This window comes from Myxococcus sp. CA051A, from assembly GCF_013336705.1.
GTDB classification, from domain to species: domain Bacteria; phylum Myxococcota; class Myxococcia; order Myxococcales; family Myxococcaceae; genus Myxococcus; species Myxococcus llanfairpwllgwyngyllgogerychwyrndrobwllllantysiliogogogochensis.
The window spans coordinates 64,239-79,524 of sequence record NZ_JABUMS010000026.1 but is presented as its reverse complement, the minus strand read 5'-3'; the positions used below and the strand labels follow the sequence as shown (position 1 = coordinate 79,524).

Genomic DNA, 15,286 nt, shown 5'->3' with positions numbered 1-15,286 from the left:
GATGGCCGTTGCCCTGCCGGCCTTCGTCGCCAGCCACCGTGGAAGCTGGGACTCCCTGGAGGCACTGCTCACGCGCCAGCGCGAGGGCACCCTGACGCTGGAGGAGCTGCGCACGCTGGACACGCTGTATCGCCGCGCCGCCTCGGACCTGGCGCATGCGCAGACGTTCTACCCGGGCACCGACGCGCACCGCTTCCTCAACCAGCTCTGCGCGCGCGCCTACGCCGCCATCTACCAACCCCCGCGCGAGCGCTGGGCCTCGGTGCGCGCCTTCTTCCGCCGCGAGTTCCCCCAGACGCTGCGCCGGGAGCTGCGCTACGTGGGCGCCAGCGCCGCGCTGTTCATCCTGGGCCTGCTGCTGGGCGCGCTGGTGGTGCTGTGGGAGCCTCGGGGCGCGGAGCTGCTCGTGCCCGCGGGCGTCCGTCAGTACGTGGCCCAGGGCCGCATGTGGACGGACGATATCCTGTCCGTGGCGCCCCCCAACTCGGTGTCGTCGGGCATCGCCACCAACAACCTCACCGTCACCATCCTCACCTTCGCCATGGGCCTGTTCTACGGGCTGGGGACGGTGTTCATCCTGGTGAACAACGGCGTGCAGATTGGCGCCATCGCCGCGCTGTGTGCCCGCGAGGGGATGCTGGGGAGGCTTATGGACTTCATCTCCGCGCACGGCCCGGTGGAGCTGTCCGTCATCGTCATCGCGGGCGGAGCGGGGCTGATGGTGGGCCAGTCGCTCATCGACCCGGGGGAGCTGCCCCGGGGACAGGCACTGGCCCTGCGCGGGCGGGAAGCGGTGAAGCTGGTGCTGGGGTGCGCGCCCTTCCTCGCCCTCATCGGCGTGGTGGAGGGCTACGTGTCCCCGGGCGACTTGTTCCCCACCTGGGCGAAGGCCGCGCTCGGCCTGGCCCTGGGGGGATTGTTCTGGGGCTACCTGCTGCGCGCGGGCAGCGCGGAAGCGGAGACGGTGCCGGAGGTCAGGGCGTCCTGACGCTTGTGCTGCTGGTGGCGGAGGATGCGCTCATAGGCCACGTTCAGCTCGCGCATCTTCTCCACGGAGCCGCCTCGGTCCGGGTGCCGCTCCAACGCCAGCGCGTGGTAGCGCGCACGGACCTTCTCCGCCGAGTCCAGGGGCGACACGCCCAGGAGCTGGTACGGGTCCTGGTCCTCGATCGCGGACAGCCAGCGCTCCAGCCGGTCCTTCACCTCGATGAAGCGCTCATCCTGGGCGCCGGTGTCCTTCACCGGGTGGGTGCGCACCTTCGCGTCCGCGCGGAGCACGTCCGTGTAGGTACTGCTGACCCAGCGGTGGCAGCCGGAACACCGGTAGTAGCGAACCCGGTTCCCCATCTGAAGGGTCATCCGGATGCCGCAGTGGGTGCACTCCACCTCCACGTTCTCCAGGGTCCGCCAGCTCGAAACCGCAGTGTTCATCAGCACTTGCTCCCGTCAGCAACACGCCTGTAGCACCGCCAAACTCCCATGTCGGGAGATCGCGTCAAGAAAATCTCCACGGGCGCGGCTGCTCCAGGCACCCGGCTTTCGGGTTAGATAGGGGCCCATGAGCCCCCTGCTCGTCGCCGGACTGCTGCTCGTCGCCGCCGCTCCGGCCCGGACGCCCGCGCCCGCCGCCAGCCGCCCCGCCCCCACCTCGTCCCGGCCCGCCCCGGCGCCGCCCGAGCCCCCCGCCCCCGTGGCCTCGGCGGACGACACCGCCCTGCTGCGCGCCCTCTTGTGGGCCGCCCGCCCCGCGCCCGAGGAGGTCCGCGCCATCGCCGTGGAGGACCTGGCCCTGCTGGGAGACCCTCGCGCGCTGGACTCGCTGGCCACGCACCTGTGGGACCCCAATCCCCGCACCCAGCAGGCCGTGCTGCGCGCGGTGGCCCTCTTCCAGCACCCCCGCGCCGAGGAAATCCTGGGCAACGTGGTGCGCCACCCCCGCATGCCGGACGCACTGAAGATTCAGGCCCTCAACGGCCTCGTCTTCCAGCGGACCGCGTCCGCCCGGCGCACCGTGCAGGACGCGGCCACCGACTCCCGCCTCACCTCGGTGGTGCAGAACGCCGCGCGCGCCGTCGCCGAGCAGTGGAACGCGCCGCCCGCTTCGCGCTGAGCACGTCGCTCGCCGCCCCACCAGGCGAGCAGGCGAGGAGCGCTTTGGGGGGCGCGGCGTCGCCCGCGGGGGCCGAATCCTGGAGAAGTCATCGGCCTGCGTTAGACTCGCGCGCATGAAGATCACCCCGCTCGACATCCGGCAGAAGCGGTTCGAAACGGCGCTGCGAGGTTTCTCCCGCCGCGAAGTCGAGGCCTACCTCGAGCTGATCGCCGGCGAGTTCGAGGAAGTGGTGAAGGAGAACATCGCGCTCAAGGAGGAGCTGAAGCGCACGCAGCTCAAGCTCGAGCAGCACCAGGAGCGCGAGCGCACCCTCCAGGAGACGATGGTCACCGCCCAGCGCATCAGCGAGGACCTGCAGTCCGCCGCCAAGAAGGAGGCGGAGATCATCATCGCGGACGCCGAGCACCAGGCGGAGAAGATCGTCCACGGCGCGCATCAGCGGCTGGTGCAGGTGGTGGAGGACATCAACGAGCTCAAGCGCCAGCGCACCCAGTTCGAGTCCCAGGTGCGCTCGGTGCTGGATGCGCACCAGAAGCTGCTGGAGACCTTCAAGGCCCCCACCTTCGCGGACCGCGACTACGCCCGCGTCGAGGACAACGTGGCCTACCTGTCCCAGAAGAAGGCCAACGGCAACGAATAGCCCATGGCCGCGCCCTGGCTGAAGTCCCTGCCGGACGGCGTGGAGCTGGCCCTGCTCATCCAGCCCCGCGCCTCGCGCACCCGCGTCGTCGGGGAACATGACGGGTTGTTGAAAATCCAGCTCGCCGCTCCGCCCGTGGATGGGGAAGCCAACGCCGCCCTCCTCGAGTTCCTGGGCAAGCAGCTCGGTGTGCCCCGGCGGCAAGTCACGCTCGTCGCGGGTGACGCGTCGCGCCGAAAACGCGTTCAGGTGGTGGGGGTTGATGCGGCGCGGGTCGAGGCTGTTATGTCTGGGGGATAGCGAGGCCCCCGCATGCGCCACCTGCTCGTCCTGCTCCTGTTGCTGCTGGCCATGCCTCGGGCGTGGGCCCAGGGCCTGGGTGAAGGCTCCGGTTCCCATCCCCACGGGGGCGAAGCCCTGGTGGACGACGTGGTGCTCGTCCCCCACTCCCGGCCCAAAATCGTCGCCGGAGAGCTGTCGACGAAGCGCTTCCGCATCCTCCACACGGCGGCGGCCACCGTGGCGGCGAGGGAGCTGGCGGAGAAGATTGAATCGGTGCGCGACGGCTTCGGCAACATCCTGGGGCGCGACTGGCCTGGGGTGACGGAGATTCGCCTGGGCGTGGGCCGCGAGGAGTTCGAGGCGCTGGCGCTCCCCGGCGGCCGGCCTCCAGGCTGGGCCGTGGCGCTGGCCTACCCCACGCATCAAATCATCCTGCTGGACGCCCTCAGCCTCCACGCACCGGACGGCCAGCAGACGCTGAGGCACGAGCTGGCGCACGTGGCATTGGGACAGCTCGCCCGGGGCTGGCCCCGGTGGTTCCAGGAGGGCGTCGCGCAGAACGTCACCGGGGAGCGCTTCTCGCTCACCCACTACTCGGCCCTGTTTCGCGCGGTGACCCAGGAGCGCGTCTTCCACTTCGAGGACCTGTCCTCCGACTGGCCGGACCTGCCCGCCGACGTGGAGATCGCCTACGCCCAGAGCGCCGCCTTCGTCGCGCACCTCTCCACGCGCTACGGCCCCCAGGCCATGGGACTGCTCATCGACGGCGTACGCGACGGGGAGCCCTTCGAGACGGCGTTCGGCAAGGCGTTCCACACCTCGCTGGACGTGGAGGAGTCTGGCTGGCGCGACGGACTGGCCGCCCGCTACGGGTGGCTGCCGCTCACCACCAGCTCCGCCTTGCTGTGGTTGACGGCCTCCATCCTGTGCGTGGCCGCGTACGCGCGCCGCCGCCAGCAGAAGGCCGCGCGGCTGGCGGAGATGACGGCGCAGGAGGCCGCGGACGAGGCCGCCCTGCGGCTGATGATGGTGGCCCAGCAGCAGGCGGCCGAGGCCGGCACGCCCCTGTCGGGTCCCTCCGCGCCGCTTCAGGAGCTGTATTGGCCCGGCCCCCCTGCGTCGGAACCGGAACCGGAGCACCCGGAGTCGCCGCCTCACGCGGAGTCGACCTCAGGCGAGTACTCCGTCGGCCCCGAGCACGAGAGCGAGCAGGCGGCCGGGAGCGACGACGAGCTGAAAGCCCGCACCGCCAAGCCCACGCTGCACTGAGTCGCGCCCTCCACCCGGGCCCTGTCTGGACCTTCGGACAGGTCTACAAGCCGAACCCCGAAGTTTTTACTTCGTCGCCTCCCCACGCGCGGCAGTGCCCTTTCCAAGCTGCTGATTTTCCTGGAGAGGCCGCGTCCCAAGCGCTGGCAACCGACTTGCTATAGCTCCCGGTGCGATGCGGAAGGCACCGGACATGACTGAGCGGGGACGTAAGGCAGCCGGGCTGGCGCGGTTCTTCCGCCAGCAGCCAGACCGGATCGCGGCGCTGTGGCGCCGGATGCGGATGTCGGCTCACGAAGCGACGGACGGCAACCAGACTCCGCTGAGTCAGCTCGACGGATTGGTGGAGCCCTTCGTCCGGGAGCTGGGGCTGACGCTGGAGGGGGACGACACGAGCCCCTGGAGCCGTACGAAAGCGGTGCTGCGCCTGTCGCCGGAGCGTGGCGCGCGCGCCCTGCACGAAGAATTCTCGGCGCTGCGGCGCTGCCTGGTGGACGCCGCGGAGGTGCTCGGCGGCGGGGATTGGGAGAAGGAGCGCATCAACCGCGCCGTGGATGAGGCTGTGGACTCGGCGGTGGCGCTGCTTCAGCGACTGAGGGATTCGAGAGTCGAGGGGCCTCGGGTGCCCTTCGGCGGTCTGGTGGTGGAGTACTTCGAGCGGGCTTCACGCGTCAGACACGTGCCGCCGGGCTCGAGGGATGGGCGTACCGCGATGCACTGAGGGTGGTCGGTTTTGCCGACCCGTCCGGCTTGACGCTCCAATCTTGGGAGGGTCCGAGGCCGGCGGGAGGGAGCGTGCCAGGGGTGGGGACCTCATGGCACGCCTTGTGGGGTCGCGTGCTCCCACTGGGGAGTGGTGAGCGCGCATCGCGAGCCGCTGGCAAGACGCGTGGATGGGGGTCCGCGCGACTCGCCGGTCGGACGGGTCGGCATTGTTTGTGGGGGTGGTAGCGAAAAAACGAGCGGGTCCGCGGGGGGAGCGCCTACGGGGGTGGGCGCTCCTCCCGTGTTGTTTTTCAGTGGGCGTCCGACCAGCTCCGCCCCGCGCCGACATCCACCTTGAGCGGCACCTTCAGCGTGGCCACGCCCGCCATGCCGCGCGTCACCAGCGCCTTCACCTGCTCCACTTCCGCGTCGGGCGCCTCCAGCAGGAGTTCGTCGTGGACCTGAAGGAGCATCAGCGTGCGCAGGCCCTGGGCACGCAGCTCCGCGTCCACCACCAGCATGGCCTTCTTGATGAGGTCCGCGGCAGTGCCTTGAATCGGCATGTTGATGGCGGCGCGCTCGGCGGCCTGGGCCACGCCCCGGTTCTTCGAGTTCAGGTCCGCCATGTAGCGCCGGCGGCCGTAGAGCGTCTCCACGTAGCCCGTCTTGCGCGCCGTGTTGACGGTCTCCTCCAGGTAGCGGCGGATGCCCGCGTAGCGGATGAAGTAGCGCTCGATGATGTCGCGCGCCGTCTCCTGGGGGATGCCCAGCCGGGTGGCCAGGCCGTGGGGTGACAGGCCATAGGCGATGCCGAAGTTCACCATCTTCGCCACCCGGCGCTGCTCGCGGTCCACCTGGTCGGGCGCGACGCCAAACACCTCGGCGGCGGTGCGGCTGTGGACGTCCTCGTCGTTGCGGAACGCCTCCACGAGCACGGCGTCATCCGCGATATGGGCCAACAGGCGCAGCTCCACCTGGCTGTAGTCCGCGCTGACCAGTTGGTGGCCCGGGGCGGCCACGAAGGCGCGGCGAATCTCCCGGCCCAGCTCCGTGCGCACGGGGATGTTCTGGAGGTTGGGGTCGGTGGACGACAGGCGGCCGGTGGCGGTGGCCGCCTGGTGGTACGTCGTGTGGATGCGCCCGTCGGGGGCCACCAGCGTGGGCAGCGTGTCCAGGTACGTGCTCTTGAGCTTGGACAGGCTGCGGTACTCGATGATGGCGCCAGGCAGCGGGTGGTCCTCGGCCAGCTTCTCCAGCACCTCCTGGTCCGCGGAGGGGCCCGTCTTGCCGCGCTTGATGATGGGCAGGTTCAGCTCGGTGAAGAGCACCTGGACCAGCTGCGGGTTGGAGCCGATGTTGAACTCGTGGCCCGCGTGCTTGTAGACCTCCTTCACCTGCGCCTCGACGGCCGCGTCCACCTTCACGGAGATGCGCGCCAGCTCCACCGTGTCCAGGCTCACGCCCCGCTGCTCCATCCGCGCGAGGATGGGCAAGAGCGGCAGCTCCAGCTCCCGCGCCAGCTGCGCGAGCTTCGCCTCCTCCAGCTCCTTCCAAAGCTCAGGGGCCAGCCTGCGCGCCGCCTCCGCGCGCACCGCGAAGCCCGAGGCGACCTCCTCCGGCGAATGGTCCGCCAGCGCCCTGTCCTTCTTGCCCCGCTTGCCTTCCGCCGCCGCGGGAAGCGCGGGCAGCTCCGTGGCCAGCCGCTCGCGCGCCAGGTCCGCCAGCGCGTGCTCGCGTCGTGAGGGATTGAGCAGGTAGCTCAAGAGTTCCACGTCGTCGTGCGCGCCAGCCAGCGTGAGGCCCTCGTTGGCCAGCACCAGCGTGAGGGCCTTGAGGTCATGCCCTCCCTTCTTCACCGCCGGATCCTCCAACACGCCTCGGAACGCGGCGGTGAAGGACTCGGGCCGAACCTGCGTCGCGCCCAGCACCGCGTGGCGCAGCGGCACGTAGCGCGTGCTCGCATCCGGCAGCGCGACACCCAGGCCCACCAGCTTCGAGGCGAAGGGCATGCCCTCGTAGGCCGGAATCAGGCTGACCGAGCCCGCGGCGCGCACGGCCTCCGCCAGGGCCTGGAGTTCCGCGTCGGTGCCCACCAGCGTCGTGGTGACGGCCAGGGGCGCGGTCTTCTCCTTCGCGGGTTCGGAGGACTCGGGCAGGCCCTGCTGGGGCAGGTCCTTGAGCAGCGCGTAGAACTCCAACTCCGTGAAGAGTTCCCGCGCGCGCGCGGAGTCCACCTCCTTGCGGGTCAGCTCCGCCACGCGCACATCGAGCGGCAGGTCCGTCTTGAAGGTCACCAGCCGCCGGGCGAGCAGGAGGCTCTCCCTGTGAGAGGCGAGGTTCTCCCGAACCTTCGGCTTCTTCACCTCGTCCAGCCGGGACAGGAGCGTGTCCACGTCACCGAACTGCTGGATGAGCTCCGTGGCCGTCTTGGGGCCGATGCCCGGCACCTTGGCTACGTTGTCCACCGCGTCGCCGATGAGCGCCAGGTAGTCGCGCATCTGCTTGGGCTCGATTCCCAGCCGCTCCTTCACGTCCTCGGGCCGGGTGTGAACGTCCTTCATCGGGTCGAAGAGGCGCACGTCCTCGTCGACAATCTGGATGAAGTCCTTGTCCCCGGTGACGACCTGGACGCAGAAGCCCTCGGCCTTCGCCTTGTGGGCGAGCGTGCCGATGACGTCATCCGCTTCCCAGCCCGCGAACTCCAGGATGGGCAGGTTGAGCGCCTCCACCACGCGGCGGATGAGCGCGAACTGCGGCACCAGGTCCTCCGGCGGGCCTTCGCGGTGGGCCTTGTAGTTGGGGTCTATCTTCTGGCGCTCGGTGCGGCTCTCCTTGTCGAAGGCGAGCGCCACGTGCGTGGGCTTCAAGTCCCGCAGGGACTTGAGCACCATGCGCGTGAAGCCGAGCACGGCGTTGGTGGGCACGCCCTTGCTCGACGTGAGCGGCGGAATCGCGTGGTAGGCGCGGAAGATGAAGCCGGACGCGTCGATGAGGACCAGGGTGGGCGCGGTGCGCGGGGGGCTGGTGTCGGCCATGCCCCCGTGCCTAGCGCGCCCGTCCCGCCCTGTCCAACTCGCTCGCTAGGGGCAGCTCCACTCCTTCTTCTTCGCGACGACCAGCTCCTCCACGCCGTCACCCTTGACGGCGAAGTCCAGCACCGCCGCCATGTCCGGGCAGCCTCCCGCCTGACGGAACGCGGAGAGCGCCGTGGCGGAGCAGAACCCCGCCGCCTTGTTCAGGTCCGGGTTGCCCGCGTAGAAGCCGAAGCCCAGCTTCCACATCCGGCATGCACGGCGCTTGTCGTCGCGGTCCGCCCAGTGCTTGCCGCGCTGGTACGACTTGTCCGCCATGTCCGCGAGGATGCTGCGCCGGTAGAACGACGGCTTGGGCTCCGCCAGGTCCAGCATCAGCGACTTGTCCACCTCCAGCGCCTCGCGCAGCGGCTCGGCGGCCTTCTCGGGGTCATCCGCGGCCAGGTAGCTCTGGCCACCCTTGAAGAGCTGATCCACCGTGGACATCGTCTTGAGCATCTCGTCCGCCTGGGCGTGGAACTGCGCGGACTCGGAGCTGGCGCGCAGCTTCTGCAGGGTGGCCAGCGCCTCGCTGCCACGGCCGGCCCAGTAGTCCATCATCGCCGCCTGCATCAGCTTGTTCGGGTAGCGGCCCTTCACCGCCTCGAGCACCACCGTCTTCGGGTCCGTGGGCAGGTTGTCGCGGTTGAGCACCTCCGCCACCGGACACGTCCAGGGAATCGAGTTGGGGTCCAGCTTGATGCGCGAGATGAGGAACTTCACGAAGAGCGGGTCCTTGGGCCGCCACTCGTTCTTCTTCAGGCGCCCTTCCAGCCTCACCTCGTAGCCGAGCGGCGGCTGCAGGTCGTCACGGGGCTGGTTCTGGCACCACACCGCCATGTACGTCTGGCAGCGAGGCACCGCCGCGCTCCACTGCGAGTCGCGCAGGTAGCGCTTGCAGTCGTCCAGCGCGCGCTTCGTCACCTGCTCGGCGGCCTCGGCGGCCTTGGCGCGGGCGCGGCGGAAGTACTCGCTCTCCTTCGGAATCTTGCGGAAGGAGTCCAGCGCCTCCTCGGGCTTGAGGCGCTGCTGCAGCTTCTCTCCCATGGAGAAGTGCTCGAACGCGTCCTTCTCCAGCTTGATGCGCCGGATGAGGGTGTTGGCGTCGGTGTTGATGGGGTCCAGGTCCAGCACCTGCGAGCAGATCTGCTCGGCCTTGACCCAGTTGGGGGGCCCCAGCTCGCTGGAGGCATAGGAGCGGCACTCGCTGAGCAGCTCCGACACCTGCTGCGCGGGGTCGACGACGGCCCCGGTGCCCATGGGGCCTCCGGGGTCCACGGCCGTCTCGGGCATCAGCGCCTTGCCAAGCGCCGCCAGCAGCAGCACGCCCACCAGGCCGCCTCCGGCGATGAACAGCTTCTTGCGCCGGGCCTCCGGGTCCGCGCCGCCACCCTGCGCGTTGTCACGCCGCCGCGACGGGGGCGCCGAGCCCGCGCCTCGGCGGGCCGGAGCGTCGGCCTGGGGCGTCTCGAACGTCATCTCCACCACGCCGAACTGGAGCTGGTCCCCGGGCTCCAGGTCCACCGGCTCCGGGCCCAGCGGGTCGCCGTTGAGCAGCGTGCCGTTGGCACTGCCCAGGTCGCGCACCCGCACCCCGCCGCCGACCGACTCCAGCTCCGCGTGCTTCCGGCTGACCGAGTCGTCTTCCAGGATGATGCCCGCGGGAGGAAGGCGCCCCACGAGCACCTTGCCCTTGAGCGGGAAGGTCTTCCCCGCCCACGGCCCCACGGTGCCCCGCAGCAGGGGCCCACCGCCACCGGGAGGACCGCCCACGGGCCTGGGAGGCCGCTTCGCCGGTCCCGCACCCGTGGCACCAGCGGGCTTCGCCTTGATGCTGGGCAGGGCCCGGGTGGCGCGAGCACCGCCGCCCTCCGCGCCCACGGGCATGGCCTCCGCGCCCGCGGGCTTGGAGGCGCGCCGCGCGCCGGTGGCCCTACCAGGCGCCGCCTTGAGGCTCAGCGTGTAGTCGCCAAGAATGACTTCGGACTGAGGCGTGAGCGCGGTGGGCTCGGCGATGCGCTCGCCGTCCACGAAGGTGCCGTTGGCACTGCCCAGGTCCTCGATGAAGACCGTCCCCGCCTCGGAGAAGACGCGCGCGTGCGTGCGCGAAACCCCTCCCTCGGTGAGAAGGACCTCACAGCCCTGCTGGCGGCCCAGCTTCAGCTCGCCGGCGACTTCGTACTCGTTTTCCGTGCCATCGGGCAGACGGACGACCAGTGTGGACATGGCGCGTCAGTCCTCGCGGAAGATGCTCATGTTGACGGGGATGCCCTTGCGCTGAAGCTCGTCATAGAACTTCGGCACGAAGCCGGACGCCACGAAGCGGCCACGCACCTTGTGGTCCTCCGTGAAGCCGTCCTGCTTGTAATAGAAGATGTCCTGGAGCGTGACGATGTCGACCTCCATGCCGGACACCTCCGTGACGTAGCAGATCTTCCGCGTACCGTCTGAGAAGCGCGTCTGCTGCACGATCATGTGCACCGCGCTGGCAATCTGCTCTCGGATGGCCTTCACCGGCAGCTCCATGCCGGACATCAGCACCATCGTCTCCAACCGGGCGATGGCGTCGCGCGGCGTGTTGGCGTGCAGCGTGGTGAGCGAGCCGTCGTGGCCCGTGTTCATGGCCTGGAGCATGTCCAGCGTCTCGCCCGAGCGGCACTCGCCCACGACGATGCGGTCTGGCCGCATGCGCAGGCAGTTCTTCACCAGGTCTCGGATGGTGATGGCGCCCTTGCCTTCGAGGTTGGGCGGGCGGCTCTCCAACTGCACCCAGTGGTCCTGGGGAAGCTGCAGCTCCGCGGCGTCCTCGACGGTGACGATGCGCTCACTGTCGGGGATGAACGAGCTGATGATGTTGAGCGTCGTCGTCTTCCCGGAGCCCGTGCCGCCGGAGATGACGATGTTGCGCCGCGCCTTGACGCACATCTCCAGGAACTCGGCCATCTGCGCGGTGAGCGTCTTGTACTTCACCAGGTCCGAGATCTTCAGCGAGTCCTTCTTGAACTTGCGGATGGTGATGCAAGGACCCTTCAGCGCCAGCGGAGGGATGATGGCGTTGACGCGACTGCCGTCCTTCAAGCGCGCGTCCACCAGCGGGCTGGACTCGTCGATGCGGCGGCCGATAGGCGCCACGATTCGCTCGATGACGCCGAGCACGGCCTGATTCGAGGAGAAGGTCTTCTCCGACAGCGTCAGCTGGCCCTTGCGCTCGATGTAGATCTGGTTGGCGTGGTTCACCATGATCTCGCTGATTTCATCCGACGCGAGGAACGCCTCGAGGGGCCCCAGGCCCAGCGCCTCGTTGATGACGTCGGTGAGCAACTCCTCGCGGTCCACGTCCTCCGGAAGCTCTCCGTCCGCTTCCATTTGGTCGATGATGTCGCGGATGGCCTTCTCGGTCCGGCGCCACAGCTCGTCGTCGCCGAGCCGGTCCATGTCCATGCGACGCAGGTCGAGGTACTCGATGAGCCGGTCGTGGATTTCCTTCTGGAGTCGCGTGTAGCGCTCCATCCGGGGGTCCACCTTCTTCTTGTTCTTCGCCAGGGCGGACGCCATGGACGCGGGCATGCGTCCGGCGACAGGAGCCTTGGCCGCGGGAGCCGGAGGCGGTTCCTCCTCGTACGGCTCCTCGTCCTCGTACTGCTCCTCCTCCTCGTACGGCTCTTCCTCACCCCCGTCGTCGTAGGCCTCCTCGGCCTGACCGGCGCGCGTCATCGCCGGACCCGCCTCCTCCACCAGCGGCTCCACGTTGATGATGTAGTCGCCGATGTAGATCTGGTCCGTCGGCTTCAGCACCTGTGGCGCGGCGATCTTCTTGCCGTTCACGAAGGTGCCGTTCGTGGACTTCATGTCCACGATGATGCACTTGCCATCCTTGGCGACGATGCGGGAGTGGTACTTCGAGACATTGCCCTTCGCGAGCATGATGTCATTGCCGGGCAGCCGACCGATGGTGATTTCCGGCTTGTGGTACTCACGCTGCTCGGTCCCGCCGCCCTTTTCCGCGAGGGTGATCAAAAACATGGGACGGATGCTAGCAAGCACCCCTTCCACCTCAAAGCGCCAGCCGCAGTCGACCTGCCCGCCCGCAAGGCGACGGGCCGGCATCCGCCCCGGAAAAGGGAGGAAACCGGCCCGTCCAGGGGCCCCAGGGGCCCCGACCCAAGGCGCCCCAAGGCGCCCGAGCATCAGTCGAAGATGTTGAAGTTCACCTCGGACCGAGCCTGCTTGTAGCGGCTCTTCACGTCCTCGATGATGGTGCGGACCTTGTCCGAGTCCGGGTTCACGATGCGTGGGGTCACGAAGATGACCAGCTCGCGCTTGGTGGAGTCGAACCCGCGGCTCTTGAAGAGCTCACCGATGATGGGGATGTGACCCAGACCGGGGATCTTCGAGATGGACTTCTGCTCGTCGTGGCTGAACACGCCGGACAGGACGATGGTCTCTCCGTGGCGCACGGTGACGTTCGTCTTCACCTTGCGGGTGCGGAAGCCGGGCACCGTGGACGAACCACCGATGGACACGGCGACGGAGGTGTCGATTTCAGAGGCCTCGGCCTCGATCTCCGTCTGGATGTTGCCGTTGCGGTCCGCGGTGGGGCGCAGGTTCAGGATGACGCCGTACTTCTTGTACTCGATGGAGAACTGGTTGTTGGTGATGAGGGGGATGGGGACCTCGCCACCGGCCAGGAACTCCGCCTTCTCACCGCTGGCGCACACCAGCTTGGGCTGCGCGAGCAGGCGGCCGTAACCGTCGTTGCCCTGGAAGCCGATGGAGAAGTCCGCGCCCGCCGTCAGACCCAGGTTGGAGCCGCCCTGCCCGAAGGTGCCCGGGAACAGCTCCTGCGTCACCGTGGCCGCGGCCGTCGCCGAGCCCGTGATATCCAACGGGTAGCGGATGCCGTAGCGGTCGCGGCTGTTGCGGCGGATTTCGACGAACTGGACCTCGGAGAGGATCATCCGCTTGATGCCGACGACGAGCAGGTTCTCCACCTTCTCGCCAATGGCCTTGGTGATGAGCTCCGCCTTCTGGAGGTCCTGCTGGCTCTCCACCGAGCCCTCCAGGAAGATGGTCGCGCCCACGACGTTGGCCTGAACGTTCTTCAGGCCCGCCTTCTGGAACGCCGCGTTCAGGTTCTGCGCCACCAGCTTCTTGGCGTTGGGGGCGATCTTCACGAACGACTTCACGTTCGGATAGAGGCTCACCACCTGGTCGATGCGGTCCGCGTCCTGCGTGGTGTACGCCTGACCGTCCAGGTAGATGCGGTCACCCACCATGCGGACGGAGACACCTTCGATTTCGCCCAGGAGGCGCTTGATCTCGGAGATGACCTCGTTGGGGTCCTGCTTGCGGACGTTCACGAGGTAGCTGACGCGCTGCCCCGTGGTCTTCCAGATGAGCAGCGTCGTCTTGCCCTCCGCCTGACCGGTGATGAGGAGCTGACCGGAGCCGAGCGTCTTCACCTCGGCGATGGACGGGTCACCGAGGGCCACCTTGCTGAGGCCTGGAATCGTGAGAACCTTCTGGGCGCCTACCCCGAGGCTGACGCTGGTGCCATCCTGAGCCAGGGCGGAGCCACTGGCCACCAGGGCAACGAGTGCGCCAAGCGCGGCGGCATGCGTGAAGCGTGTGAACATCGTGCGTGTCCCCTCTTCCAAGTCTCTGCGCTAACCCAAGCTTTCGTGCTGCCACCACAGCGCCCAGAGTGTTCCGAGCGCGATGGCCACCCCGTAGGGGATATGACGCCGCTCGGTGGGTTGCGCGTCCGAGCGCGCCAGGTGCAGTCGCACCGCCCAGCGCCGCAGCGCCGCCGCCACCGTGTCCCAGACCGCCCCTTGCCACAGGAGCGAAACCACCGCCTGGGCCGCACCCACCAGGGAGATGAACGCGGCGGCCGCCATCGACGCCGGGAACCCCAGCACGGCGCCCACCCCTCCCATCAACTTCACGTCACCCCACCCCATCCGCCCCCGCGCCGCCGCCGGCACCAGCAGCAGTGCCAGGCCCACGCCCGACAGCAGCCCGCTGACCAGCCCCTGCTCCAGCCCTCCCACCCCTTCGGTGGCGAGGCGCACTCCCAGCCCCACCGCCATCAGCGGGTAGGTGACCACGTCGAGGATCTCTCGGCGCAAGACATCGGTTACCACCGAGATCACCAGGGCCACTCCAAGGACCGTCCACAGCGCGATGTGTCCAGGCGTCATCCGTCGCCTGTCCCATTCGCGTCCAGGCGTCCGGTATCAAACCAGGGACGCCTGGAGGCCGTCAATTGGCGAACAGCGAGTTGCCCCGGAAGACGGGGCTCACTCACCGGAGGACGAGCCGGATCTTCTCGCTGCAGATGAAGTACTCGTCCCCGTCTTCGACCTTCCGGCGCTTGATTCGCTGCTTGTTGAACCACGTGCCGTTGGACGAACCCAGGTCCTCGATGATCCAATCGTGGCCTTCCTGGGCGATGACCGCGTGCTCGCGGGAGACCTTCCCGGAGTTGATGACGAAGTCGCAGTGCTTGCCGCGGCCGATGACGAAACGCTCCTTGATGATGCGCTCCTGATCTCCGGACTCGGTGACGAGGTACAGGGCGTTGCCTTCGTCCTCCTCCTCGGCGAGCTCGTCGGCGGGCTCCTCCTCGGGCTCGGCCTGCTCGTCCTCGAGGCCCGGGTCGTCCTGATCCTCGGGCAGGGGCTCCTCATCCTCCTCGACCATGTCGTCGTTGGGAGGAGGCGGCTCGTTCTTGCCCTTGATGAGGCGCTCCAGCTCCGCGGCCGTCTCCAGGACGCGCTCGGCCACCTCGCGGCGCACCGGGTCATTGTCCAGGCCGTTGGCGGAAGCGCGCTCTTCAGCGGCGGCCGAACGGCCACCGGGACGAGGCGGAGGAGGCGGCTCCGCCTTCGGGGCGGGCGCGGGCGCCAGCACCGGGGGCGAAGAAGCACGAGGAGCGGGAGCCGCGGAGATGGGGGCCGGACGCGCGGGCGCGGGCGCGGCGGAGGGCGCGGCGTGCGCCTCCGCTCGGGACCTTGCCTCGATGAAGCCGTTCAGACGCGCGAACATGAAGAGCGCCTGGTTGATCAGCGCATCGCGGTCCGAGCCCATCTGCTGGGCCATCTCTTCGTACGTGTCCCACAGGTGGTCGGCGATTCCGACCTTGCGGGCGGGGCGTGAGTTCTGATCGATCATCGGTCTTGACTCGGACGGTACAGGATGACC

General features: G+C 68.8%; 13 protein-coding genes. 6 read left to right on the top strand and 7 right to left on the bottom strand.

Translation table 11 applies throughout. The features are described 5' to 3' along the window. Position 1: 1 nt before the first annotated feature. Positions 2 to 988, top strand: a complete 987-nt coding sequence (locus HUA74_RS41555) for a stage II sporulation protein M (RefSeq protein ID WP_141648538.1) — start codon at positions 2 to 4, stop codon at positions 986 to 988. On the opposite strand, the gene HUA74_RS41550 is transcribed toward HUA74_RS41555, so the two are convergent. Beyond that, complete coding sequence (locus tag HUA74_RS41550; RefSeq protein WP_141648537.1) at positions 928 to 1,431, bottom strand: J domain-containing protein; 504 nt, start codon at positions 1,429 to 1,431, stop codon at positions 928 to 930. The genes HUA74_RS41555 and HUA74_RS41550 overlap by 61 nt on opposite strands. Before the next feature lie 127 nt (positions 1,432 to 1,558). Between HUA74_RS41550 and HUA74_RS41545 the strand changes: the two genes are divergently transcribed. From HUA74_RS41545 to HUA74_RS41525, 5 genes are all read left to right on the top strand, one after another. Then, the gene (locus HUA74_RS41545) at positions 1,559 to 2,110 is read left to right on the top strand and encodes a HEAT repeat domain-containing protein (RefSeq protein ID WP_174459004.1); all 552 of its coding nucleotides are present in this window, start codon (positions 1,559 to 1,561) and stop codon (positions 2,108 to 2,110) included. 115 nt (positions 2,111 to 2,225) lie between these two features. Then, positions 2,226 to 2,753, top strand: a complete 528-nt coding sequence (locus HUA74_RS41540) for a DivIVA domain-containing protein (RefSeq protein ID WP_141648455.1) — start codon at positions 2,226 to 2,228, stop codon at positions 2,751 to 2,753. A 3-nt stretch (positions 2,754 to 2,756) separates the two neighbouring features. Then, positions 2,757 to 3,053 carry a DUF167 domain-containing protein gene (locus HUA74_RS41535; RefSeq protein WP_141648454.1) on the top strand — a complete coding sequence of 99 codons (297 nt, stop codon included), beginning with the start codon at positions 2,757 to 2,759 and terminating at the stop codon, positions 3,051 to 3,053. 12 nt (positions 3,054 to 3,065) lie between these two features. After that, positions 3,066 to 4,304, top strand: coding sequence for a peptidase MA family metallohydrolase (locus HUA74_RS41530; RefSeq protein ID WP_141648453.1), 1,239 nt, complete (start codon positions 3,066 to 3,068; stop codon positions 4,302 to 4,304). Positions 4,305 to 4,479: 175 nt separating this feature from the next. Continuing rightward, a complete protein-coding gene (locus HUA74_RS41525) occupies positions 4,480 to 5,025 on the top strand; it encodes a hypothetical protein (RefSeq protein ID WP_141648452.1) in 546 nt (181 codons plus the stop codon). Positions 5,026 to 5,320: 295 nt separating this feature from the next. Here the strand turns inward: HUA74_RS41525 and polA are convergent, their stop codons facing one another. The 6 genes from polA to HUA74_RS41495 all read right to left on the bottom strand — a co-directional run bounded on the left by polA (position 5,321) and on the right by HUA74_RS41495 (position 15,256). After that, positions 5,321 to 8,044 carry a DNA polymerase I gene (polA, locus tag HUA74_RS41520; protein WP_174459003.1) on the bottom strand — a complete coding sequence of 908 codons (2,724 nt, stop codon included), beginning with the start codon at positions 8,042 to 8,044 and terminating at the stop codon, positions 5,321 to 5,323. A 45-nt stretch (positions 8,045 to 8,089) separates the two neighbouring features. Continuing rightward, positions 8,090 to 10,306, bottom strand: coding sequence for an FHA domain-containing protein (locus tag HUA74_RS41515; protein WP_174459002.1), 2,217 nt, complete (start codon positions 10,304 to 10,306; stop codon positions 8,090 to 8,092). Between the two features lie 6 nt (positions 10,307 to 10,312). After that, entirely contained in the window at positions 10,313 to 12,103 is a 1,791-nt protein-coding gene (locus HUA74_RS41510) for an ATPase, T2SS/T4P/T4SS family (protein ID WP_174459001.1), read from the bottom strand. A 164-nt stretch (positions 12,104 to 12,267) separates the two neighbouring features. After that, the gene (locus HUA74_RS41505; RefSeq protein ID WP_141648448.1) at positions 12,268 to 13,716 is read right to left on the bottom strand and encodes a type II and III secretion system protein family protein; all 1,449 of its coding nucleotides are present in this window, start codon (positions 13,714 to 13,716) and stop codon (positions 12,268 to 12,270) included. 30 nt (positions 13,717 to 13,746) lie between these two features. Then, positions 13,747 to 14,283, bottom strand: a complete 537-nt coding sequence (locus HUA74_RS41500) for a prepilin peptidase (protein WP_174459000.1) — start codon at positions 14,281 to 14,283, stop codon at positions 13,747 to 13,749. 103 nt (positions 14,284 to 14,386) lie between these two features. Further along, positions 14,387 to 15,256, bottom strand: coding sequence for an FHA domain-containing protein (locus HUA74_RS41495; RefSeq protein ID WP_141648946.1), 870 nt, complete (start codon positions 15,254 to 15,256; stop codon positions 14,387 to 14,389). Positions 15,257 to 15,286: the final 30 nt, after the last annotated feature.

What these genes read in the sequence shown, in the direction of transcription:
- HUA74_RS41505 (WP_141648448.1), bottom strand. Translation starts at nt 13,716, where the DNA reads ATGTTCACACGCTTCACGCATGCCGCCGCGCTTGGCGCACTCGTTGCC.
- HUA74_RS41525 (WP_141648452.1), top strand. Translation starts at nt 4,480, where the DNA reads ATGCGGAAGGCACCGGACATGACTGAGCGGGGACGTAAGGCAGCCGGG.
- HUA74_RS41515 (WP_174459002.1), bottom strand. Translation starts at nt 10,306, where the DNA reads ATGTCCACACTGGTCGTCCGTCTGCCCGATGGCACGGAAAACGAGTAC.
- polA (WP_174459003.1), bottom strand. Translation starts at nt 8,044, where the DNA reads ATGGCCGACACCAGCCCCCCGCGCACCGCGCCCACCCTGGTCCTCATC.
- HUA74_RS41530 (WP_141648453.1), top strand. Translation starts at nt 3,066, where the DNA reads ATGCGCCACCTGCTCGTCCTGCTCCTGTTGCTGCTGGCCATGCCTCGG.
- HUA74_RS41495 (WP_141648946.1), bottom strand. Translation starts at nt 15,256, where the DNA reads ATGATCGATCAGAACTCACGCCCCGCCCGCAAGGTCGGAATCGCCGAC.
- HUA74_RS41545 (WP_174459004.1), top strand. Translation starts at nt 1,559, where the DNA reads ATGAGCCCCCTGCTCGTCGCCGGACTGCTGCTCGTCGCCGCCGCTCCG.
- HUA74_RS41500 (WP_174459000.1), bottom strand. Translation starts at nt 14,283, where the DNA reads ATGACGCCTGGACACATCGCGCTGTGGACGGTCCTTGGAGTGGCCCTG.
- HUA74_RS41510 (WP_174459001.1), bottom strand. Translation starts at nt 12,103, where the DNA reads ATGTTTTTGATCACCCTCGCGGAAAAGGGCGGCGGGACCGAGCAGCGT.
- HUA74_RS41550 (WP_141648537.1), bottom strand. Translation starts at nt 1,431, where the DNA reads ATGAACACTGCGGTTTCGAGCTGGCGGACCCTGGAGAACGTGGAGGTG.
- HUA74_RS41540 (WP_141648455.1), top strand. Translation starts at nt 2,226, where the DNA reads ATGAAGATCACCCCGCTCGACATCCGGCAGAAGCGGTTCGAAACGGCG.
- HUA74_RS41535 (WP_141648454.1), top strand. Translation starts at nt 2,757, where the DNA reads ATGGCCGCGCCCTGGCTGAAGTCCCTGCCGGACGGCGTGGAGCTGGCC.
- HUA74_RS41555 (WP_141648538.1), top strand. Translation starts at nt 2, where the DNA reads ATGGCCGTTGCCCTGCCGGCCTTCGTCGCCAGCCACCGTGGAAGCTGG.